Annotated in this window: 22 protein-coding genes; all 22 read left to right on the top strand. The window is 57.6% G+C overall.

Annotation, left to right across the window (positions count from 1 at the left end; all coding sequences use genetic code 11):
• Nucleotides 1–5 precede the first annotated feature (5 nt).
• The 22 genes from pknB (at nt 6) to lysA (ending at nt 22,880) form a co-directional block, all read left to right on the top strand.
• On the top strand, nt 6–2,015 hold the full coding sequence (gene pknB, locus H6A25_RS05745; protein ID WP_204751028.1) for a Stk1 family PASTA domain-containing Ser/Thr kinase: 2,010 nt from the start codon (nt 6–8) through the stop codon (nt 2,013–2,015).
• A complete protein-coding gene (rsgA, locus tag H6A25_RS05740; RefSeq protein ID WP_204751027.1) occupies nt 2,012–2,896 on the top strand; it encodes a ribosome small subunit-dependent GTPase A in 885 nt (294 codons plus the stop codon). The genes pknB and rsgA overlap by 4 nt, the downstream gene beginning before the upstream one ends.
• Nucleotides 2,872–3,513 (top strand): thiamine diphosphokinase, encoded by a 642-nt coding sequence (locus H6A25_RS05735; RefSeq protein ID WP_204751026.1) that lies wholly within the window; start codon nt 2,872–2,874, stop codon nt 3,511–3,513. Before rsgA ends, H6A25_RS05735 begins: the two co-directional genes overlap by 25 nt.
• A 180-nt stretch (nt 3,514–3,693) precedes the next feature.
• The gene (locus tag H6A25_RS05730) at nt 3,694–3,834 is read left to right on the top strand and encodes a hypothetical protein (RefSeq protein WP_177613811.1); all 141 of its coding nucleotides are present in this window, start codon (nt 3,694–3,696) and stop codon (nt 3,832–3,834) included.
• A gap of 216 nt (nt 3,835–4,050) precedes the next feature.
• Nucleotides 4,051–5,574, top strand: coding sequence for a DUF3794 and LysM peptidoglycan-binding domain-containing protein (locus H6A25_RS05725; RefSeq protein ID WP_204751025.1), 1,524 nt, complete (start codon nt 4,051–4,053; stop codon nt 5,572–5,574).
• 29 nt (nt 5,575–5,603) lie between these two features.
• Nucleotides 5,604–7,082, top strand: coding sequence for a stage IV sporulation protein A (gene spoIVA / locus H6A25_RS05720; protein WP_204751024.1), 1,479 nt, complete (start codon nt 5,604–5,606; stop codon nt 7,080–7,082).
• A gap of 23 nt (nt 7,083–7,105) precedes the next feature.
• Nucleotides 7,106–8,128 carry a M23 family metallopeptidase gene (locus H6A25_RS05715; protein WP_204751023.1) on the top strand — a complete coding sequence of 341 codons (1,023 nt, stop codon included), beginning with the start codon at nt 7,106–7,108 and terminating at the stop codon, nt 8,126–8,128.
• Between the two features lie 4 nt (nt 8,129–8,132).
• Complete coding sequence (locus H6A25_RS05710) at nt 8,133–8,744, top strand: site-2 protease family protein (protein ID WP_204751022.1); 612 nt, start codon at nt 8,133–8,135, stop codon at nt 8,742–8,744.
• A 28-nt stretch (nt 8,745–8,772) separates the two neighbouring features.
• Entirely contained in the window at nt 8,773–10,608 is a 1,836-nt protein-coding gene (locus H6A25_RS05705) for a TIGR03960 family B12-binding radical SAM protein (protein ID WP_204751021.1), read from the top strand.
• On the top strand, nt 10,601–11,257 hold the full coding sequence (locus H6A25_RS05700) for a TIGR03936 family radical SAM-associated protein (RefSeq protein ID WP_204751020.1): 657 nt from the start codon (nt 10,601–10,603) through the stop codon (nt 11,255–11,257). Before H6A25_RS05705 ends, H6A25_RS05700 begins: the two co-directional genes overlap by 8 nt.
• Nucleotides 11,258–11,418: 161 nt before the next feature.
• Nucleotides 11,419–11,760 (top strand): 50S ribosomal protein L19, encoded by a 342-nt coding sequence (gene rplS, locus H6A25_RS05695; protein WP_118425927.1) that lies wholly within the window; start codon nt 11,419–11,421, stop codon nt 11,758–11,760.
• 90 nt (nt 11,761–11,850) lie between these two features.
• Nucleotides 11,851–12,471, top strand: coding sequence for a signal peptidase I (gene lepB, locus H6A25_RS05690; protein ID WP_204751019.1), 621 nt, complete (start codon nt 11,851–11,853; stop codon nt 12,469–12,471).
• Nucleotides 12,468–13,343, top strand: coding sequence for a ribosome biogenesis GTPase YlqF (gene ylqF, locus H6A25_RS05685; RefSeq protein ID WP_204751018.1), 876 nt, complete (start codon nt 12,468–12,470; stop codon nt 13,341–13,343). The genes lepB and ylqF overlap by 4 nt, the downstream gene beginning before the upstream one ends.
• Nucleotides 13,336–13,968, top strand: a complete 633-nt coding sequence (locus H6A25_RS05680; protein WP_204751017.1) for a ribonuclease HII — start codon at nt 13,336–13,338, stop codon at nt 13,966–13,968. Before ylqF ends, H6A25_RS05680 begins: the two co-directional genes overlap by 8 nt.
• Entirely contained in the window at nt 13,965–14,306 is a 342-nt protein-coding gene (locus H6A25_RS05675; RefSeq protein WP_204751016.1) for a YraN family protein, read from the top strand. The genes H6A25_RS05680 and H6A25_RS05675 overlap by 4 nt, the downstream gene beginning before the upstream one ends.
• Nucleotides 14,307–14,318: 12 nt before the next feature.
• Nucleotides 14,319–15,032, top strand: a complete 714-nt coding sequence (locus tag H6A25_RS05670; RefSeq protein WP_204751015.1) for a metallophosphoesterase — start codon at nt 14,319–14,321, stop codon at nt 15,030–15,032.
• A gap of 32 nt (nt 15,033–15,064) precedes the next feature.
• Entirely contained in the window at nt 15,065–16,396 is a 1,332-nt protein-coding gene (gene tig / locus H6A25_RS05665; RefSeq protein WP_204751014.1) for a trigger factor, read from the top strand.
• Nucleotides 16,397–16,444: 48 nt separating this feature from the next.
• Nucleotides 16,445–17,029, top strand: coding sequence for an ATP-dependent Clp endopeptidase proteolytic subunit ClpP (gene clpP, locus H6A25_RS05660; RefSeq protein WP_118425939.1), 585 nt, complete (start codon nt 16,445–16,447; stop codon nt 17,027–17,029).
• Nucleotides 17,030–17,071: 42 nt separating this feature from the next.
• Nucleotides 17,072–18,340 carry an ATP-dependent Clp protease ATP-binding subunit ClpX gene (clpX, locus tag H6A25_RS05655; protein ID WP_204751013.1) on the top strand — a complete coding sequence of 423 codons (1,269 nt, stop codon included), beginning with the start codon at nt 17,072–17,074 and terminating at the stop codon, nt 18,338–18,340.
• A gap of 201 nt (nt 18,341–18,541) precedes the next feature.
• On the top strand, nt 18,542–20,950 hold the full coding sequence (gene lon, locus H6A25_RS05650) for an endopeptidase La (protein ID WP_204751012.1): 2,409 nt from the start codon (nt 18,542–18,544) through the stop codon (nt 20,948–20,950).
• A gap of 21 nt (nt 20,951–20,971) precedes the next feature.
• A complete protein-coding gene (gene yihA, locus H6A25_RS05645) occupies nt 20,972–21,562 on the top strand; it encodes a ribosome biogenesis GTP-binding protein YihA/YsxC (protein ID WP_204751011.1) in 591 nt (196 codons plus the stop codon).
• 19 nt (nt 21,563–21,581) lie between these two features.
• Nucleotides 21,582–22,880: a diaminopimelate decarboxylase gene (lysA, locus tag H6A25_RS05640; protein ID WP_204751010.1), complete on the top strand. Its 1,299-nt coding sequence runs from the start codon at nt 21,582–21,584 to the stop codon at nt 22,878–22,880.

Genomic DNA, 22,880 nt, shown 5'->3' with positions numbered 1-22,880 from the left:
GTACGGTGGATAAATATATCGGCAAAATGCTCGATAACCGCTATGAGATTCTGGAGGTTATCGGGCGCGGCGGCATGGCCGTTGTATACAAGGCAAAATGCCACAGACTCAACCGGTTTGTGGCGGTGAAGATCCTCAAGGAAGAACTGGCCCAGGACGAAGAGTTCCGCCGGCGTTTCCGGGATGAATCCCAGGCGGTAGCCATGCTTTCCCATCCCAACATCGTATCGGTGTACGATGTGTCCCGCACAGGGGATGTGGAGTATATCGTCATGGAGCTGATCGACGGCATTACCCTGAAGGATTACATGGAGCGGAAAAGCCCTCTGGGGTGGAAAGAAACGGTTTTCTTTGCCCTCCAGATCGCAAAGGCACTGGAGCACGCCCATGGCCGGGGCATCATCCATAGGGATATCAAGCCCCAGAACATCATGGTGCTGCGGGATGGCACGGTGAAGGTGGCCGATTTCGGCATTGCCCGCCAGGCCGCCAGCAACAATACTTACAATATGGGAGAGGCCATCGGCTCGGTTTATTATGTGTCTCCCGAGCAGGCCCGGGGCGGCCACATCGACAACCGCTCGGACATCTATTCCCTGGGCGTTGTCATGTATGAAATGCTCACAGGGCGTCTGCCCTTTGAGGGGGATACCCCTCTGGCGGTGGCTTTGCAGCACATCAACTCGGTGCCCCTGTCTCCCCGGGATCATGTGCCCGGCATTCCCAAAACCCTGGAAGACATTGTGATGAAAGCCATGGCGCCTCAGCCCGCCAACCGCTACCGCAGCGCCACGGATATGATCCGTGATATGGAAAATTTCCGGGACGATCCTCATTACAAGATCGATGTGGCTGCGGTTCCGCCGGTGAGTGCTGTCCGCACCCGGGCCCCGGAAGAGACCCAGGTGATCCAGTATTCTTCGGAGCTTCAGGCGGCGGCCCAGCGTAAAAATGCCCAGCGGCTGAAAACGGCTCCTGTGGTGGAAGAAGAGGATGATGAAGAGGAGGAGGGGAGTAAGCGGCGTCTTTCCAGCTCGCTGATCTTCACCATCCTGGCCATCGCCATTTTTGCCATTGGCGCAGGGTTCTTTATTTTTGCCGTCATCAATCCCTTTGGCAACGATAAAAAGACCGAAACCGAAACCGCTCTGAAAGCCCCCAGCCTGGTGGGCAAGGTCTATCAGGATGTGATTGCCGATCCGGAGATCACCGAGCAAGGGATCATCATCAAGGAAAAGACCCGCATTTATGACAAGGACGCCGAAGAAGGCGAGATCCTCAGCCAGGAACCGGAAGCCGGAGAAAATCTGGGCGAGGACAAGGTGATCTATGTGGAGGTGTGCAAAGGCGCACCGGCTATGGAGATGGTGGATGTGGTGGGACAGACCTCCCGCCAGGCTGAACTGGATGTGAAAAACGCCGCCACCAAAGCGGGGATCACCATCACCGTGCAGACCCAGGAGGAGTACTCGGACGATGATGCCGAAGATACCGTCATCCGCACGGTGCCGGAAAAGGGAGAAGAACTGAGCGATGGGGATGTGGTGACCCTGTATGTGAGCATGGGGCCGGAAATCCCTCAGAAAAAGACGCCCAATTTCCTCCAGTGGAACATCAATGATGTGACCCGCAGCGAGGTGGAGAAATATGGTCTGACTATGGGCTCTACCACCGAAGTGGAGAGCAGCCAGCCGGCGGGGACCATTGTGGGCCAGTCTCCCGAGCCGGGGGATATGGTGGACGAAAACACACCGCTGAATTTTGAAGTGAGCAAAGGGCCTCAGCTGAAAGAAGTGACCATCACCCAGGTGATCACGCTGACGCCCAGTGAAGAGGATCCCACAGCCCCCATCCGCGTGGTGGTGGAAGTGGACGGCCAGGTGGCCTATGAAAAGGAGCACGATCCCTCCGAAGGCACGGTGAGCGTGCGGCTCAAGGCGCTGGAAGGGGATCATGAGGTGCACATTATGGAAAATGGCCAGACCATTTCCCGGGAAACGGTGACCTTCCAATGAGCAGCCAAGTGGAAGGGGTGATCCTCAAGGGGATCGGCGGCTTTTACTATGTCCACACCGGTACCCGGCAGATCGAATGCAAAGCCGGAGGACGGCTTCGTCTCAACCGCCGGGAAAAACCGGCGGTGGGCGACCGGGTGATGGTGGAAGAGCGGGGGGAAGAAGGGCTGATTACCCAGATCCTGCCCCGGAAAAACTTTCTCCAGCGTCCACCCATTGCCAACATCGATCAGTTGTTCATTGTGGCCAGCCAGGCCAGCCCGGTGACAGACCCTTACCTCATCGATAAGGTGAGTGTCATCGCTCTGCGCCAGGGGATTCAGCCCATTCTGGTGCTGAACAAGCAGGATGTGGACCCGAGCCAGGATTTTCGCGCGATTTATGAAAAAGCCGGTTTTCCCGTGCTCTCCACCAGCGCTGAGACCGGCGAAGGGGTAGAGCAGCTGCGGCAGATGCTCCATGGGAAGGTGTCGGCCTTTACCGGAAACTCGGGCATCGGCAAATCCAGCCTGCTCAACCGCCTGGAAGAAGGAGTGCTGATGGAGACCGGCTCCATCAGCCGCATCAGCCGGGGCCGGCATACTACCCGCCGGGTGGAGCTGTTTTTCGTGGCCGATGGGTATCTGGCCGATACCCCCGGTTTTTCCTCCTTTGATATTTCCCGGATGGAGCACATCCCCAAGGAGGAGCTGGAACAGTATTTCCCCGAGTTTGAGCCCTTTTTGGGTCAGTGCCGTTTTTCCGGCTGCGCCCATTGCAAAGAACCGGACTGCGCCGTGGATCAAGGGGCCCGGGAAGGGGCCATTGCTCCCTCCCGGCTGGAAAGCTACCGGAAGCTCTATGAGGAGATGGCCCAATGGAAAGAGTGGGAAAACAAATGAGCTGGGCCTTTGTCATTGCCGCATCTCCCGAAGATGAGATCGGCTATATCCGATCGGCCTATGACGCTCTGTCGTCTCCCCTGGTGCTTTGTGCCGATGGGGGACTGCAAAAGGCGGAAAAGCTGGGCATCCCCTGTGATATCCTCATCGGCGACATGGATTCCGGCGGGGGGGACGGGGCAAAAGATGTGGTGCGCCTTCCCATGGAAAAGGATTTCACTGACACTCAAAGCTGTCTGGAGGAAGCGGCGGGGCGGGGATGCAGCCATGTGCTCATCACCGGCGCCACCGGCGGGCGGCTGGATCATTTGCTGTGTAATCTTCATCTGTTGGAGGCTTTGGAGAAGAAAGGGGTCCATGGGCTGATTGCAGACCGATATAATCTGGTGCAGCTTTTGGAAAGCGGCTCGGTGCAGGTGCCGTCTTGTTACCGGTACTTTTCCATTCTTCCCATCGATGAGCAGCTGCGGGGAGTGACCATCCGGGGGGCGAAGTATCCCCTCCAGGATGCTGTGGTCCGGAGGGACGACTCTCTCACTGTGAGCAACGAAGCCCCTTCGGGGGAAGTGACCATCCAGGTGAAAGAGGGTCGGGCCTTCCTGATCTTTTCCCGATAGCGGTTTGCCGCCTGACACCATACTGATTTCTGCAAGGGCAGCGCCAGAAGGCGCTGCCCTTTTGTCATCGGGAAATGTGCAGAGCGTAGGGTGCCCGTTTGTTCTGAAAAATGCAAGATCCCATCACAAAAAGATGCCAGGGCCAATATACTGGTAGTACAGAGTATTGGAGTGTTGCACATGAGACCTTGCTGTAACAGACGGGGATGCCTGCCCTGCCTGGCTGCGCTGGTGGCCGGCATTTTGCTGGCGATGCTTCTGCCGCCCTGGCTGTGCTTTGTCATCATCATGGCCGTCCTTGTCTGCCTGTGCCTGCTTTGACGCTGGATTGGGAGGTGTGATGGGTGAAGATCATGGTGGTGAAGGCCCCGAAAATGTTCCGCGGCCTGCTGCGGAAGGTGTTCGGCATCGGCGGCGAAGAATGAAGCAAAAAAAGGGGGCCGTTTCGGAAATTTTTCCGAAGCGGCCCTTTTGTCATATCTTTCGGGACGAGGGCGTATAGATGCAATGATCAAAATTCGGGAAAGAAGGGTTACAATGGAACTGATCAAAAGCCGCGCCCTCCAATATGCAACGGTATCCCGCGCGTCCACCAGCCACGAAGAGTCCCTGGATGCCATCGTGCCGGATACATTCCCCGATATAGAGACCATCTGCTGTGCTCTGGGTTCGCTGGAGATCCGGGAAAAGCTGGTGCAGACCGATCGGGTGATGGTGTCGGGGAACATCCGGGGGACCTTGGTCTATAAAGGGGAGCAGGGCGGGCCGCTGTGCGCATTGGACTGCGCCATTCCCTTTGCCGCCTTGGTGGAGGCCAGAGGGTGTAAGGGGCAGGATCTGGTGTTTGTCAAAGGCTCCCTCCACCGGCTGGAGGGGCGGATGCTCAATCCCCGGAAATTTACTTTGCGGGCCCAGTTGGGACTGGAAACCCAGGTGTGCGCCCCCAAAGAGTATGAGGTGTGCCAGGGAATCCGGGACGGGGAGGAAGAGGGGATGCAGGCTTTGACCCAGACTTTCTCCTTTGAGTCCGCCCTCTCCATGAAGGAAAAGGGATTTTCCCTCCACGAAGATGTGCGCCAGAAAAGCCCGGAAGGATCGACGGGAGACAAAGTGCTGCGCACCTTTGGCAAACTGGTCACCGAGGACATCCGGGTGATCTCAGGAAAAGTGATGCTCCGGGGCAGCGCCCAGGGGGAGGCCCTGCTGCTGCGCCAGAGTACCGGCGCTATGGAAAAGGAGAGTTTTTCCATTCCCTATTCCCAGATCGTGGAGCTGGAAGGGGCAGAGGAAGGGGACACCGCCCAGGTGGAATACAGTGTGAAGAACTGTGCCTGCACTGTGTCCTCTGATGAAGAAGGTCCCTTCCTTTCCTGGGACATTGCCGCCGATGTGATGGTGTCCATTCACCGGCCGGTACAGTATGAAGTGCTGATGGATGCCTTTTCCACCAAAGGAAGCTGCACTTTGCAGCAGGAGCCATTGGATCTGCCGCTGGCCCGGTGCGGGAGAGAGGCTTCCGCTGAAATGCGGGTCACTCTTTCTCCACCGGAGCAAGCCGATGCGCTGCTGGATTGGTCGGCCAGCGTGAAAAGCTGCGGCGCCATTGGAAAAGAAGGCGTGGCCCATGGAGAAGTGTGCGTCAATCTGCTGTGCATGACAAGGGATGGCCAGCCCATGCAGTATGACCAGGTGGTTTCCTGGGAGGGACACTTCCCACCCATGGAAGGGGAGGACTGCCTGTGCCAGTGTGATATTTCCGGCCTGAGCCTGAAGTGGGCCGACGGCACATGCCAGCTCACGGGGCCGGTGGCCTTCCATCTCACCGGCCAGAGTGGAAAGCCGGTGCGCCAGGTGGTGGATTGCCAGATGGAGGAAAATGCTCCGGCGCCCGCCCGCCCCAAGGCTTCCCTCATTCTTCGCCGGGCCGAGGGCGGGGAAACCGTGTGGCTTCTGGCCAAGAGCTTCCGCACATCCCCGGGGGATATCATGGCGGCAAACCATCTGGAAACGGGCGGCGCTCTGGAAAAGGGCCAGCTGGTGATGATCCCCTTTCAGCGCTGAGAGACAAACATCCGCAGGGAGGAATAGCAGTGGAAAAGAGCAGCATTTATGAGGATATCGCCCTTCGCACCGAAGGGGATATCTATATCGGCGTGGTGGGGCCGGTGCGCACAGGCAAGTCCACCTTTATCAAAAGCTTCATGGAGACCATGGTTCTGCCCCGCATCGACAATGTGTATCTGCGGGAGCGGGCCAAAGACGAGCTGCCCCAAAGCGGCAGCGGCCGCACCATCATGACGGCGGAGCCCAAGTTCGTCCCCGAGGACGCCGTGGACATCGCCCTGGATGAAAACACCCATTTCAATGTGCGGATGATCGACTGTGTAGGGTATATGATCGACGGAGCCCTGGGGCAGATGGAGGGAGACGCGCCCCGGATGGTTTCCACCCCCTGGTTTGATCACGAAATCACCCTGCGGGAAGCGGCGGAGACCGGCACCCGGAAGGTCATCACCGAGCACTCCACCATCGGCATTGTGGTCACCACCGACGGCACCATTTCCGATCTGCCCCGGGAGGAATACATCCAGGCGGAAGAGCGGGTGGTGGAAGAGCTGAAGGAGCTGCAAAAGCCCTTTGTGCTGGTGCTCAACAGCGTGGAGCCCCGTTCTCCCGAGGCCCAGAAGCTGCGGCGGCAGCTGGAAGAGCGGTACCAGGTAAGCTGTCTGGCCCTGGACTGCGCCAACCTCACCCAGGGGGACATCGAAGGGGTGCTGCGCACCGTTCTGTACGAATTTCCCGCCAAGGAGTTCCGCTACACTCTGCCCAGCTGGGTCAATGTGCTGGAGCCGGACAACGAGATCCGCTGCCAGATCTATGACACCATCTATCGCTGCACCGGGGGAATCAGCCGGATGCGGGATGTGAAGCAGGCTCTGGAAGGGCTTTCGGAATGTCCCTACATCAGCGACAGCCTGATCACCTCCATGCCCCTGGGAGAGGGAGCGGTGGAGATCCGCATCATGGCGGAGGATTCCCTTTATTACACCATCCTCTCCCAGCGCAGCGGCATCGAGATCCGGGACCAGGCCGACTTCCTGCCCCTGCTCTGTGAACTTTCCAGCATCCGGGAAGAGTATGGCCGTATCCGCAGCGCCCTGGATCAGGTGCGGCAGACGGGCTACGGCATCGTCATGCCCTCCCGCAGCGAAATGACCCTGGATGAGCCGGAGATCGTCCGCCAGGGGGGACGCTTCGGGGTGCGGCTCAAAGCCAGCGCCCCCTCCATCCACATGATCAGGGCCGACATCAAAACCGAGGTCTCTCCCATTGTGGGCAGCGAGCGGCAGTCGGAGGAGCTGGTGCACTACCTGCTCAGCGAGTTCGAGGACTCACCGGAGAAGATCTGGGAGAGCAACATCTTCGGCAAATCCCTCCACGAGCTGGTGAACGAGGGGCTGAACAACAAGCTCTACCGGATGCCCGAAGAGGCCAGGGCCAAGATCCAGGAGACCTTGCAGCGGATCGTCAACGAAAACAGCAGCGGGCTGATCTGCATCATTCTGTAGCAGGGAAGCAAAGGAGGGATTCCATGCAAAGCCGAAGATACAAACCGGTAAAGGCGGCCCGCAGAGCTTACAGCCGGGGCTATGGCCGGGGCCGGGAAGAAGAGGGAGGGCCCCGGATACGGACCATTCTGCTTTGCGCTCTTGTGGCGCTGGCTCTTTATCTCCGTTTTTCTCCCGGCGAGACACCCCAGGCTCTGCGGCAGACGGTGGCATCCCTTTTTGGTGGGGATATGGATCTGAAGGAAGCGGTGGCCGTGCTGGGACGCCAGGTGGCCGGGCAGGAAGAGGAAGAGGATGCCCTTTTTGTCTTTGGCAAAAAGCTGCTGGGAGAGGATAGGGAAGAAAGCGGAGAGACAGAGGAAAAAGAGGAAACACAGGAAAAACAGGAAGAAGATCAGGGGAACGCGGCGGACTATCAGGAACCTTCTCAGGAGGAGATCGATGAAATTTCGCCGGAGAGCGCCCAGATCGAAAAGACGGCCGGAGTGCAAACCGGCCGCCTTTTTTTATGGCAGAGCGAAACGGGCGGCGTGTGTGAAGCTCCTTATCCCGCCTGGGAGGTGTCCCAGTTGCAGCTGATCTGGGGGAAGGGGGAGGAAAGCGCCGATTCCTCTTTGCCGGAAGAGGTAGACGGCAACACCTATACCTTTTCCGCTCCCTGCACTGCGCCTTTGCAGGGAGTGGTCACATCCCCCTATGGGTGGCGGGATCACCCCATCGACGGGGAATATAAATTTCACCATGGGGTGGACATCGGGGCGGGCATGGGCACTCCCATCGGCAGCTTTGCCGGGGGAACGGTGCTGGAAGTGGGAGTGGGCACGGTGTATGGCAACTATGCCCTGGTGGATCACGGGGACGGCTTTACCTCCTTTTACGGCCATATGGACAGCGTGACGGTGGAAGAGGGCCAGCAGGTGGAAATGGGGCAGGAGATCGGTAAAGTGGGTTCCACCGGCCAGTCCACCGGGCCTCATCTTCACTTCCAGATGAAAAAGGACGGCAAGATCATCGATCCCAACGATTATGTAAAGCTGGGGGCTTAGAAATATGGGAAAAAAATACGGTCTTTCCGGGGCCTTTGTGCTGCTTTGCGCCCTGCTGCTGTGCTGCGAGAGCATCTCTCTTCTGGCCGCCCTTCTGTTGGCCGTGGCCATCCACGAAGGCGGGCACATGGGAGCCATCTGGCTGTGCGGCGGACAGGTGGAGCGGCTGGTGCTGGGACTGGGGGGCATGGATATCCGCTACCGGTGCATCCGGGACACCTATGGTAAGGATGCTTTCATCGCCCTCATGGGGCCGGGGATGAATCTGCTTTCCTGCGGGGCGGGGGCCTTTCTGGCCAAATGGCTGCCCTGGGAGGGGATCTATCTGTTCTGCGGATGCAGCGCCCTTCTGGGCTGTTTCAATCTGCTGCCTGCGCTGCCCTTGGATGGGGGCGTTTTCCTCCGGGCCATGCTGCTGCGCAGGGGAGAGCTGGAATGGAGCGACCGGGTGCTCACCGCATCCTCCCTGGCGGTGGGGGTGCTGCTCCTTTGTGCCGGGGCGGTCCTCTTTGTTTCCTCCGGGGGAAACTGTACCCTGCTGGTGTGTGCCGGGGCCGTGCTGGGGCGTTTGGTACGAAATTACTTTACACCGGGCCGGAAAAGCTTTATAGTATAAGGTATCGAATGGCTTTTCGGGAGGAAACATGGACTATAAAATCAAACAATGTCTGGACAATGTGCGAAAGCCCGCCCGGTATACCGGCGGGGAATACAATCAGGTGGTGAAGGACAAAGAGCAGGTGGACTGCCGCTTTGCCCTTTGCTTTCCGGAGCTTTATGAGATTGCCATGAGCCATCTGGGCTCCAAGATCCTCTATGGCCGCTTAAACGCCATGGAGGGAGTGTGGTGTGAGCGGATGTATGCTCCTGCGCCGGATATGGAGCGGGAGATGCGCCGCCACGGCGTGCCCCTCTATGGACTGGAGAGCAAAGACTACGCTTCGGAATTTGACATTTTCGGCTTTTCTCTTCAGTATGAGCTGAACTATACCACGGTGCTCAATATGCTGGATCTGGCGGGGGTGCCCAAGTTCTCCCGGGAGAGAACAGAGCTGACTCCGCTGGTCATTGCCGGCGGCCCCTGCGTTTACAATGTGGAGCCGGTGGTGGACTTTTTCGACATCATTCTGGTGGGCGAAGGGGAGGAGAACCTGCCGGCCCTGGTGGAGCTTTACCGCAAAGCCAAAAAAGAGGGCTGGGACAAGGAAACCTTCCTGAAAGAGTCCCTTTCCATCGAAGGGGTGTATGTGCCTGCCTTCTACGATGTGGCCTACAATGAGGACGGCACTGTGCAGGCCATTACGGCGAAAAACGGAGCGCCCCAGCAGGTGAAGAAGGCCATCATCCGGGATCTGGACAAGGTCTATTATCCCGACAGCTTCATCGTCCCCTCCACCGACATCGTCTTTGACCGGGCCATGGTGGAGCTGTTCCGAGGCTGTCGCCGTGGCTGCCGGTTCTGCCAGGCCGGGTATACCTACCGGCCCATCCGGGCCAAAAACGCCGCCACCCTGGTGGAGCAGGCCAAGAAACTGGTGGAGAGCACCGGTTATGACGAGGTGTCTCTCACTTCCCTCAGTTCCAGTGACTATCCTCAACTGGACGAGCTGTGCACCCAGCTTGTGGATTACTGCGAGCCCCGCCATGTGAACCTGGCTCTGCCCTCTCTCCGAGCGGACAACTTCAACCTGGAGCTGATGGAGAATGTGCAGAAGGTGCGCAAAAGCGGCCTGACTTTTGCCCCGGAAGCAGGCACCCAGCGGCTGCGGGATGTGATCAACAAAAACCTGTATGAAGAGGATCTGCTCCATTCCTGCGCCATCGCCTTCGGCGCAGGCTACAACAGCGTCAAGCTGTACTTTATGATGGGCCTGCCCACCGAGACCGACGAGGATCTCTGTGGTATCGCCCAGATCGTGCGGGATGTGATCTACACCTTCCGGAAGACCGCCAAGAATAAGGCCCGGGGCATCAAGATCAATGTGGGCGTGTCCACCTTTGTGCCCAAGGCCCAGACCCCCTTCCAGTGGGTGGGACAGGCCACACGGGAAGAGGTGCGGCGGAAGCAGGAACTGCTGCGGGAGCAGCTGAAGATCAAGAATGTCAGCTTCAACCTGCACCATGGGGATGCAAGCTATCTGGAAGCTGTGTTTGCCCGGGGTGACCGTCGGCTGTCTCAGGTGATTTACAAGGCCTGGGAGAAGGGCTGCAATCTGGATGCCTGGGATGAATATTTCAAGTTCGATGCCTGGATGGAAGCTTTCCAGGAGTGCTCCCTGGACCCGGATTTCTATGCCTACCGCTCGCCGGGGGAGGAAGAAGTGCTGCCCTGGGATCACGTTTTCTCCGGCGTGTGCAAAAGCTATCTGTGGAGCGAATACCAGCAGGCCCTCAAGGGGGTCGCCACACCGGACTGCGCCGCCGGATGCCGGAATTGCGGTGCGCTGACTTTGTCCTGCGGGAGGCCCTGTGATGTTTAAAGTGAGAATCAAATTTGAGAAAAACGAATATTCTGCCTATATTTCCCATCTGGACCTGATGAACACCCTCCAGCGGTCTTTGGTGCGGGCCAAACTGCCTGTGCGGTACACCGAGGGGTTCAATCCCCATATCTATCTGTCCATTCTGGTGCCTCTGTCCACCGGCTACCAAAGCCAGTGCGAGCTGGCCGATTTTGATCTGACTACCGACACTCTGCCGGAGGATTTGGAGAGCCGGCTCAATGGGGTTTTGCCCCACGGCCTGCGGGTGCTGGAAGTGGGACAGGCCTCCCGTCCGGTGAACCAGATCGCTTTCTGCGGCTATGAGGTGCACTATTCCTCCCCCTGGGATGAGAGCATTCCTTCTTTGTTCCAAGGAGAAGTGAAGATCCTCAAGCATTCCAAGCGGGGCGACCGGGAAGTGGTGCTGGGGGATTATGTGCGCTCCCTGGAATTTTTCCCTGAGGAGGAAGGTTTCTGCTGCCGGTGCGTGCTGAGGGCCGGAGATGATCCGCTGAACCCCAGCTACATCACCGACATTCTCCGTTTCCACGACAAAATAAAGCGGGAGGACAGGCCCCTTTATGTGCGTCAGAGCATCCTGGACGGAGAAGGAAAGGACTTTTTCCAGACGGGAAAAGTGGAATGAAAAAAATCATCTTTGCCGCCCGGAGAAGAAAAAACTTTCAAAAAAACCAGGAAACCCTTGCAATCAGGGGATTTGTATGGTATTATAATCGGGCATGCATTACGGATGGTCCTCTGCCGCAGTCAGGGCACGAACATCTATGAACGAAAGGAAAGAGAATTATGGATCTCGTAAAAAAACTGACCGAATCCCAGCTGAAGCCTGACGCTGTCAACTTCGGCATCGGCGACACCGTGCGGGTGCACGCCAAGATCAAAGAAGGCAACCGTGAAAGAATTCAGGTCTTTGAGGGCACCGTCATCGCTATGAAGCACGGCGGCATCCAGGAGACATTCACCGTTCGCCGCGTATCCTACGGCGTAGGCGTAGAAAAGGCTTTCCCTGTCCATTCCCCCAACCTGGAGAAGGTGGAAGTGGTCCGCAAGGGCAAAGTCAGAAGAGCCAAGCTTTACTACCTGCGTAACAGAGTTGGCAAGGCTGCTAAAGTCAAACAGGATATCTAAGAGGATGCAGGGACGGAGTAATTCTGTCCCTCTTCTTTTTATACCCAGCCGGGCCGCAATGGCCCGTCCCGCGCTTTGGAGGATGATGTGATGGACGAACAGCAATTCCGCAAGGAAGAGGAAACAGAGCTTTCAAAGCAAACAGAGCCCTGGGAAGACGATGGAAAAAAACATTCGGTCAGCGCCGATCTGTTCGATTGGGCGGAGGCGCTGGTCTATGCCCTGGCCGTCCTGGTGGTGATCTGCGCCTTTTTTGTGCGCCTTTCCGGTGTGGAGGGGTCTTCCATGTATCCCACTCTCCACGAGGGGGATCAGCTTCTGATTTCTTCCTTCGGCTATGGTGAGCCGGAGCGGGGGGACATCGTGGTGCTCATGGCCGACGGCTTTATGGATGAGCCCCTGGTCAAGCGGGTCATCGCCCTGGGGGGCGACACCGTGGAGATCGACGGGGAAGCGGGCACGGTTTATGTGAATGGCCAGGCTCTGTATGAGCCTTATATCAATGATCTGGCCGGGCAGATGATGTACACCGGTGACCTTACCGGCGCTTTTACTGTGCCGGAAGGGGAAGTGTTTGTCATGGGCGATAACCGCAACGGCAGCTCGGACAGCCGTAAGCTCTATGAAATCGGCACGATCCCCTATGAAAAAATCGTGGGGAAGGCGATCTTCCGTATCTTCCCCTTCAGCAGGGTGGGTTCTTTGTCATGAAGATCAACTGGTATCCCGGCCATATGGCCAAAACCAAGCGCCTGATGCAGGAGGATATCCGTCAGATTGACCTGGTGTGCGAACTGCTGGACGCCCGGATTCCCTGGGCTTCCCGAAATCCGGATCTTTCCGCCCTGGCCGGGCAGAAAAAGCGGATCATCGTGCTCAACCGGGCCGATCAGGCCGATCCCCGGCAGACGGAAGAATGGAAGAAATATTTCAAAAGCAAGGGCTTTCCGGTGATCGCTCTGGACAGCCAGAACGGCGGCGGCTATGGGGAGTTTCTTCCCCTGGTGCGCCAGGTGATGGCCCAGCAGATCGCACGCAATGAGGAAAAGGGGCTGAAGGGCAAAAGCATCCGCATTATGGCCTGCGGCATTCCCAATGTGGGAAAATCCTCTTTTATCAACCGGATCTTGGGCCGTCGTTCGGCGGTGGCTCAGGACAGGCCCGGCGTCACCCGGCAGAAACAGTGGTTCGCCCTGAAAGGGGGCGTGGAGCTGATGGACACCCCGGGTATGCTGTGGCCCAAAATCGAAGATGAAGAAACCGGCCTGATGCTGGCCTTCACCGGTACCATCAACGACGAGATTCTGGAGCTGGAAGAGCTGGCCTGTCATCTCATCGACACCCTGCGCCAGCAGGCGCCGGGTGCCTTGGAAAAGCGTTACAAGGTGGAAAACACAGAGGACAAGCCTTCCTATGATGTGCTGGAAGAGCTGGCCCGGGCCCGGGGATTCCTTCAGGCCGGGGGCTACTGCAACACCGAGCGGATGGCCCGGGTGCTGCTGGATGAATTCCGCAGCGGGAAACTGGGGCGGATCACTTTGCAGTCTCCGCCGGAAGACACCCCGGAGGATGCCCATGCATAAAGGAAAAAGCAGCGAGCTGTATCTGTTTGACCAGCTTTTCCGGCAAAAGGGGTTTTCCGCCCTTTGCGGCATCGACGAAGCCGGCCGCGGGCCCTTGGCCGGGCCGGTGTGCGCCGCGGCGGTCATTCTGGACCCCGCGGAGCCTTTGGAGGGGTTGGATGATTCCAAAAAAATCTCGCCCCGCCGCCGGGAAATATTGTTCAGCCAGATCACGGCCAAAGCCTTGGCCTTCGGGGTAGGGTGGGCCGACGAAAAAGAGATCGACCAGCTGAACATTTTGCAGGCCACTTTTCTGGCCATGCACCGGGCCGTGGAGCAGATGGGCCTTACCCCGGATCTTTTGCTGGTGGACGGCAACCGGGACCCTGGATTTTCCGGGATCGAAACAGTGTGTGTGGTAGGCGGAGACCGGCAGAGCGCCAGTGTGGCCGCCGCATCCATCCTGGCCAAGGTGAGCCGGGACCGGTACATGGAAAAAATGGATGAGGCCTATCCGGGCTATGGCTTTGCAAAACACAAGGGCTATGGCACCAAGGATCACCGGCAGGCCATTGTGGAAAAGGGGCCCTGTCCCATTCACCGGGAGAGCTTTCTGGGCAAGATCTTAAGCGGTGGCAAAAAATGAACACCACCCTGGCTGGAAAGAAAGGGGAGGCTCTGGCGGCGGAATACCTGCGGAAAAAGGGTTATACCTTGCTGGAGGCCGGTTACCGCAGCCGCTATGGGGAGATCGATCTCATTGTGAAAAAACGGGGGATCGTTGTGATGGTGGAGGTCAAAAGCCGGAAGAGCGACCGGTTTGCCAAGGCCCTGGAGGCGGTGGACGCCCACAAGCAGCAAAGGCTGCGGCTGACCGCTCTGCAATGGCTGGGGGAGCAGGAAAAGCCGCCTCAGATCCGCTTTGATGTGATCGAGGTCTATCCCGGCGGTGAGATCCATCACCTGGAAAACGCCTTTGAATAAAAGGAGGAGAGCATGGCGCTCTATACCATTGGTGACCTGCACCTGTCGGAGTCCAGCGGCAAGCCCATGGATGTGTTCGGGGGTGTGTGGCAGGATTACCGGCGAAAGATCGTGGAAGCCTTCTCCCAGACCCTGCAGGAGGACGATACCGTGGTGCTTTGCGGCGATCTGTCCTGGGGGCTCAACCTGGAGCAGGCCCTGGCCGATTTCAAGCTGGTGGATTCCTTCCCGGGAAAAAAGATTCTCATCAAGGGCAATCACGATCTTTGGTGGCAGACGGTCACCAAAATGAATAAATTTTTTGAAAATCATCAAATAAAGACCTTGTCTTTTTTGCATAATAATTGTATTTTTTATAAGGACACCGCCTTGTGCGGCACCCGGGGATGGTGCTATGATCCATCGGACCCGGCCGCAGGGGATGAAAAGGTGTTCAAGCGGGAGCTTTGCCGTCTGGAAGCGTCGCTGCAGGCGGCCCGGCAGCAAAGTCCCCAGGGAGAAATCTTCTGTTTTCTCCACTATCCCCCCATCTTGGCAGGGAAGGACCCTTATGAGGTGCGGGAGATCACCGGGCTTCTGCGCCGCTATGGCGTCAGTCGGTGCTATTACGGCCACCTTCACGGGGAAAGCCTGCGGGGGGCCTTTTCCGGCGAGCGGGACGGGGTGAGTTACCAGGTGGTATCCGCCGATTATCTCCGCTTCCGGCCAGTGATGATAAAACCTTAAAAGAAAGATATTTGTATGAGGAGGAAACTCAAATGCAGCTGAAGGGCATTGAGAAAAAGGAAAAGAATCAGGTGGAGCTGACCATCGAAGTCGGCAAGGAAGAGTTCGAAAAGGCCATGGAACAGGCCTATCGGAAAAATGTGGGCCGTATGAGCGTCCCCGGCTTCCGCAAGGGCAAGGCTCCCCGGAAGATCATCGAGAAGATGTATGGCGAAGGCGTTTTCTTTGAGGACGCTGTGAATATGTGCTATCCCGAAGCCTATGACAACGCTGTGGCAGAGAGCAAGATCCAGCCCGTGGATCATCCCCAGATCATGGTGGACGACATCTCTCCCGAAGGCTTCACCTTCAAGGCCACTGTCACTGTCAAGCCCGAAGTGAAGATCGAGGGCTACAAGGGCCTGACCGTGGAAAAGGGCCGGGTTTCCGTCACCGAGAAGGATGTGAAGGAAGAGCTGAGCCGCATGGTGGACCGCAACGCCCGTCTGGTCACCGTGGAGCGGGAAGTGAAGGACGGCGACACCGTTGTCTTTGACTTCGAAGGCTTTGTGGACGACAAGCCCTTTGAAGGCGGCAAGGCTGAAAACTACACCCTGGGCATTGGTTCCGGCATGTTCATCCCCGGCTTTGAGAGCCAGATGGTGGGCAAGAAAGTGGACGAGCCCTTTGATGTGAATGTGACCTTCCCCGAAGAGTACCAGGCCAAGGAGCTGGCCGGCAAGCCCGCCGTGTTCAAGTGCCTGATCCACGAGGTCAAGGAGACCCAGAAGCCCGAGCTGGACGACGAGTTCGCCAAGGATGTGTCCGAGTTCGACACCCTGGATGAGCTGAAGGCCGACCTGAAGACCAAGATCCGGGAGCAGAAGGAAAAGGTTGCCGAGAACGAGTATGACGAGAAGCTGATCGACGCCATGCTGGAAAACTTTGAAGCCGATATCCCCGAAGTGATGATCGAGGCACAAATCGACAGAATTGTTGAGGACTTTGGGTATAGACTGTCCATGCAGGGCATCACACTGGATATGTACCTGAAGATGAACGATATGTCCATGGAATCCTTCCGCAAGCTGTTCCGTGAGCAGGGCGAGAAGCAGGTGAAGGTGCGCCTGGCTCTGGAAGAGATCGCTAAGCTGGAGAACATGGAAGTGAGCGAAGAAGAGCTGGAGAAGGAATTTGCCAGCCTGGCCGAGCAGAACAAGATCGATGTGGAGCGGGTCAAGCAGCTGCTGCCTGCCCAGTCCCTGAAGGACGATCTGCTGACTCAGAAGGCTGTGGAGCTCATCAAGTCCACCGCCAAGAAGCCCGCCAAGAAGACGGCCAAGAAGGCGGAAAAGACAGAGGAAAAGGAAGAGGAGAGCAAGTAAGTCCTGCCGTGCCTTCCTTCCTTTGGCGCAGAAAGGAGTTTTCCCATTATGTCTCTTGTACCTATGGTAGTGGAGCAGACCAGCAAAGGGGAGCGTTCGTATGACATTTATTCCCGGCTGCTCAACGACCGCATCATCATTTTGTCCGAGGAAGTCAACGACACCACCGCAAGCCTGGTAGTGGCCCAGCTGCTCTATCTGGAAAGCCAGGACCCGGACAAGGATATCAGCTTTTATATCAACAGCCCCGGCGGTTCCATCAGTGCCGGTATGGCCATTTATGACACCATGCAGTATATCAAGTGCGATGTGAGCACCATCTGCATCGGCATGGCGGCCAGCATGGGCTCCTTTTTGCTGGCGGCCGGCGCCAAGGGCAAGCGCTATGCGCTGCCCAACAGCGAAATCATGATCCATCAGCCCCTGGGCGGGATGCAGGGTCAGGCCACCGATATTAAGATCCACGCCGACCACATCATCCGCATCAAGGACCGGATGAACCGTCTGCTCAGCCAGATGACCGGCCAGCCTTTGGAGGTCATCCAGCAGGACACCGAGCGGGATAATTTCATGACCGCACAGCAGGCTCAGGAATACGGCCTGATCGACAAGGTGTTTGAGCATCGGGAATAATCTCTGATTTTCAAAAAATCAAACCGATGGAAGAGGTAAGTCATGTCCGAAGAACAAAAAGAGATCCGCTGCAGTTTCTGCGGCCGTTCTCAAAAGGAAGTGCGCCGGATCATCGCGGGCCCCGGGGCCTATATCTGCAACGAATGCATTGAGATCTGCAAAGATCTTCTGGACGAGGAGCGGGCGGAGGAAGCCCGCTCCCGGGGCAAGAAGAAAGAGGATGAACTGCTCCGGCCTGCCCAGCTGAAAAAGATCCTGGACGAATATGTCATCGGCCAGGACCGGGCCAAAGTGGTGCTTTCGGTGGCGGTGTATAACCACTATAAGCGCATCCGCTCTTTGGAAAAGGGCGGCGAGGACGGGACCGATGTGGAGATCCAGAAGAGCAATATCCTCATGCTGGGCCCCACCGGCAGCGGCAAAACCATGCTGGCCCAGACGCTGGCCCGCACCCTCAATGTGCCTTTTGCCATTGCCGACGCCACCACCCTCACCGAGGCCGGGTATGTGGGCGAAGATGTGGAGAACATCCTTCTGCGCCTGATCCAAGCCGCCGATTACGATGTGGAGCAGGCCCAGAAGGGCATCATCTACATCGATGAGCTGGATAAGATCGCCCGGAAGAGCGAAAATCCCTCCATCACAAGAGATGTGAGCGGGGAAGGGGTGCAGCAGGCCCTGCTGAAGATCCTGGAGGGCACGGTGGCCAATGTGCCCCCCCAGGGCGGGCGGAAGCATCCCCAGCAGGAGTTCATCCAGATCGATACCAGCAACATCCTCTTTATTTGCGGCGGCGCCTTTGACGGTCTGGGCCAGATCATCGAAAAGCGCTGCGGCAACCAGGGACTGGGCTTTGGCGCCCAGGTGCTGTCCAAAAAGCAGAGCGAGAAAAACGACATTCTCCAGAAGGTGGAGCCTCAGGATATCCTGAAGTTTGGCATCATTCCCGAACTGATCGGCCGTCTGCCCATCATCACCGCTCTGGATCCCCTGGACAAGGAGGCTCTGGTCAGCATCCTCACAAAACCCAAAAACGCTTTGACCAAGCAGTATCAGTATCTCTTTGATCTGGACGGGGTGGAGCTGGAGTTTGAGGAGGACGCTCTGGAGGCCATTGCCGAAAAGACCATGGAGCGGAACACCGGCGCCCGCGGACTTCGTTCGGTGCTGGAAGATATCATCACCGGCATTATGTTCGATGTGCCTTCCGATCCCACCATCAGCCGTGTGGTGGTCACACGGGATGCGGTGGAGAAAAAGGCCGCGCCCATGGTGGAGCACGATCGGAAACCGGCAAAGAAAAAAGGATAAAATTCCAATCTGTTTTTGAAAAAGTGGCTTTCGGGCCACTTTTTCTTTTTTTCCGGCCTGTGAATGAAGAGGCGTCATTTTTTGCGAAGTGCACAATCTTTTTCGGCAAAAACTTGTGAAAATTACGGCGATGTGCTATACTGATTTTATCTATGATGACTTACATAAAACCGTTCCCTATGGGGATGGGAAGGAGAACTTATGCAGAATAAAGAACAAAACACCCCGGCCCGGTCGATGCTGCTTTTGCCCCTGCGGGGCCTGGCGGTCTTTCCGGGCATGGTGTCTCATTTTGATGTGGGGAGACCCAAATCCATTAAAACTCTGGAACTGGCCATGTCCCGGCGGGAGCCGGTGTTTTTGCTGGCCCAGCGGGATATGAAGGTGGAGGATCCCCAGCGGGAAGATCTTTATGACATCGGTACCGTGGGACATATCAAGCAGATCCTCAAAATTCACGGAGATGTGTTCCGGGTGCTGGTGGAAGGGGAGTGCCGGGGCCGGCTTCTGGAGCTGACGGGCACGGATCCTGTGTTTTCCGCCACGGTGGAGCCCATTCAGCCGGAAGAGCCGGCCCATCTCACCAAACGGGATGAAGCCATGATCCGCAATGTGCAGGAGCTGTTTGTGGACTACACCGACCTGGTGCCTAAAATCAACAACGATGTGGTGCTCAATGTGATGGAAAGCCGGGAGGTAGGCTATCTGTGCGACTATGTGGCCCAGAACACCGCCCTCAAATACCCGGATAAACAGGAAGTGCTGGAACAGCTCAATCCCCGCCGCCGGATGGCTTTGCTCATCAAGAAACTGGCCAGCGAGGTGGATATCCTGCGCATTGAGGACGAGATCCAGAACAAGGTGCGCAGCCAGATGGATCAGAACCAGCGGGACTATTATCTGCGGGAGCAGATCAAGGCCATCAATCAGGAACTGGGAGAGGACGAGGACGCCGCTGCCGAAGTGCAGCGTTACACCGAGCGGATATTGGCTCTGGGTTTGCCGGAAGAATCGGAAAAGAAGATGCTCAAGGAGGCTTCCCGCCTTCAGAAGCTCCAATCCTTTTCCCCTGAGGCCGGCGTGGTGCGCACCTGGCTGGACACCTGCCTGGATCTGCCCTGGAAAACCGAGACGAAAGAGAATACCAGCCTGAAAAAGGCGGAAACCATTCTGAACAGCCAGCATTATGGTCTGGAAAAGGTGAAGGAGCGGATTCTGGAGCTGTTTGCCGTCAAGCAGAAGGTGGGCAGCATCAAGGGCCAGATCCTTTGCTTGGTAGGCCCGCCGGGCGTGGGCAAAACCTCGGTGGCCCGGTCGGTGGCCGACGCCCTGGGGCGGAACTATGCCCGGCTTTCCCTGGGCGGCGTACGGGATGAGGCCGATATCCGGGGCCACCGGAAAACTTATATCGGAGCCATGCCCGGGCGGATCATCAACGCTTTGCAGCAGGCGGGCAGCCGGAATGCTCTGATTCTGGTGGATGAGATCGACAAGATGGCCAGCGATTTCCGGGGCGATCCGGCCTCGGCCCTGCTGGAGGTCTTTGACACCGAGCAGAATCATGCCTTCCGGGATCATTTTGTGGAACTGCCCTTTGATCTCACCGATATTCTGTTCATCACCACCGCCAACACCCTGGACACCATTCCCCGGCCCTTGCTGGACCGGATGGAGATCATTGAGCTGCCGGGGTATACAGAGGAAGAGAAGGTGCAGATCGCAAAGCGCCACCTGATCCCCAAACAGATGGAAAAGCACGGCCTTACAGCCAAGGAGCTGAAAGTCAGCGAAAATGCCCTGCGGAAGATCATTTCGGGCTATACCCGGGAGGCCGGTGTGCGTACCCTGGAGCGGCAGATCGCCCGGGTGTGCCGGAAAACCGACAAGATTTTGCTGGAAAAGAAGCAGAAGTCGGTGTCGGTGACCCCCATGAACCTGGGAGATTTCCTGGGCGTTGTCCGGTATAAGGAAGAAGTCCACTCCCAGCGCAGCGAATGCGGTGTGGTCAACGGTCTGGCCTGGACCAGCGTAGGCGGCGAGATATTGGAAGTGGAAGTCAATGTGATGGAAGGCAGCGGCAAGCTGGAGCTGACGGGAAACCTGGGCGATGTGATGAAAGAGTCGGCCCGGGCGGCTATCAGCTACATCCGTACCCGCACCAAGACTCTGGGTATCCAGGATGATTTCTACAAGAAGAAGGACATTCATATCCATTTCCCCGAAGGGGCCGTGCCAAAGGACGGGCCTTCGGCGGGCATCACCACCTGTACTGCGTTGGTGTCGGCCCTGATGGATGTGCCCATGCCCCAGGACATCGCTATGACCGGCGAGGTGACCATCCGGGGCCGGGTTCTGCCCATCGGCGGACTCAAGGAAAAAACCATGGCGGCCTACCGGGCACAGATGAAAACCGTGATCGTGCCGGCAGACAATGAGCCGGATATCAGCGAGATCGATCCGGTGGTGGCCAAGAATCTGCACTTTGTCTATGCCAAACACATGGACGATGTGCTGGAGGCCGCTCTGGGTGTGCGCACCGGGCCGGAGGAGTCTCCCCAGGTGCTGCCCCATCCCACAAAGGAAAGCGAAAGCCTGCCTTTGCGGCAGTAAGAAACAAAAGGCGGAAGTAACATGAATTTTTCCAAAGCGGAATTTGTGCGCTCGGCGGCATCGGCCCGGGATTTTCCCCGGGACGGCCTGCCCCGGGTGATCTTTGCAGGCAGGTCCAATGTGGGCAAGTCCTCCTCCATCAACTGCCTGCTTCAGCGGAAGAACTTTGCCCGGGTCAGCGCCGTGCCGGGAAAGACGGTTTTTGTCAACCTGTTTCTGGTGGACAAGGCGCTGTGGCTGGTGGATCTGCCGGGATATGGCTATGCCCGGGTATCCCAGCGGGAAAAACAGCGGTTTTCTCAGCTGATTGAGGAATATATGAACGCTGACCGGGACAATGTGGGCAGGGCCTATCTCATTGTGGACGCCCGCCACGATCCCACCGCCGACGACCGGCTGATGGCCGATTGGTTCCGGGCCTATGGAGTTCCCATGGCGGTGATCGCCAACAAGGTGGACAAGCTGAAAAAAAGCCAGGTGGAGCCCAATATGGAGCGGATCCGTCAGGTGTTGGAACTGGATGAAAGCACCCCGCTGTTCCCCTTTTCTGCTGAAAAGGGGAACGGTCGGGAAGAGGTGCGCCGGGATATCCTGGGGCTTTTGAACCGTTAGAGAAACAGGAGGGGAGACCATGGAAGAATATCAGAGCTTTTCCCTGGGCAGCCAAGGGGAATTGACCATGGGAGGGGTGAGCCTTCCCGCACTGGCCCAAACATACGGAACCCCCTTGTATGTGATGGATGAAGAAAAGATCCGCCATACCTGCCGGGCCTATCAAAGGGCCATGAAGCGGAACTTCGGGGAAGCGTTCCATGTGTCCTATGCCAGCAAGGCCCTGTGCGTCAAAGGCATCTATCCCATTTTGCAGGAAGAGGGAATGTGCGCCGATGTGGTGTCTGGCGGAGAGCTTTACACCGCTTTGCAGGCCGGGTTTGATCCCGGGAAGCTGCATTTCCACGGCAACAACAAATCCCGGGAAGAGATGTTGATGGCCATCAAGGCGGGCATTGGCTCCTTCATCGCTGACAGCGAGGGGGAAATCCACACGCTCAATGAGCTGGGAGGTCAGCTGGGCAAGACCGTCCAGGTGGCTCTGCGGGTCAAGCCGGGAGTGGACGCCCATACCCATGAGTTTATCTCCACCGGGGATCTGGACAGCAAATTCGGCTTCGGCTATGAAAACGGCCACGCTTTGAAGGCGGCCTGCCTGGTGTCCAGCCTGCCCCATCTGGAGCTTTGCGGCATCCATTGCCACATCGGCTCCCAGGTGTTTCTCACAGAGCCTTACAAGCTGGCCTGCCAGGTGATGTTCCAGCTGCTCACCGAGATCGGCCGAGAGACCGGAAAAGTGCCCCCGGGGCTCAATCTGGGCGGCGGCTTCGGCATCGCCTATGGCCCGGAGGACAAGCCTTTGCCGGTGGATGAGATGATCGATGCCCTGGGAGAGGCTGTGCGGGAAGGGTGCCAGAAGCACAATCTGCCCCAGCCCTTTATCACCATCGAGCCGGGACGGAGCATTGTGGGCCCGGCGGGTGTGACGCTGTACCGGGTGGGCTCGGTGAAGCACATCGAAAATGTGCGCACCTATGTGGCGGTGGACGGAGGTATGCCCGACAATCCCCGCTACGCCCTGTATGGCGCCAGTTACCAGGCTGTGAATGCTGCCGATCCTAAAGGGGAGCGCACCCTGCGGGCGGCCATTGCCGGAAGGTGCTGTGAAAGCGGAGATCTTGTCACGAAAGATGCGTTGATCCAGCCGGTGCAGGCCGGGGATCTGCTGTGTGTCTTTGCCACCGGCGCCTATAACTATTCCATGGCCAACAATTATAACCGCCTGCCCCGGCCGCCCATCGTCATGGTGCGGGATGGGAAAGACCGGCTGCTGGTAAAGCGGGAAAGCTATGAGCAGCTGGTGCAGAACGATATGTGA

Origin of the sequence: Intestinimonas butyriciproducens, from assembly GCF_016901775.1 — a bacterium.
Taxonomy (GTDB): domain Bacteria; phylum Bacillota; class Clostridia; order Oscillospirales; family Butyricicoccaceae; genus Pseudobutyricicoccus.
The sequence above is the reverse complement of the archived record's forward strand: the minus strand, read 5'-3'. Positions and strand labels throughout refer to the sequence as shown.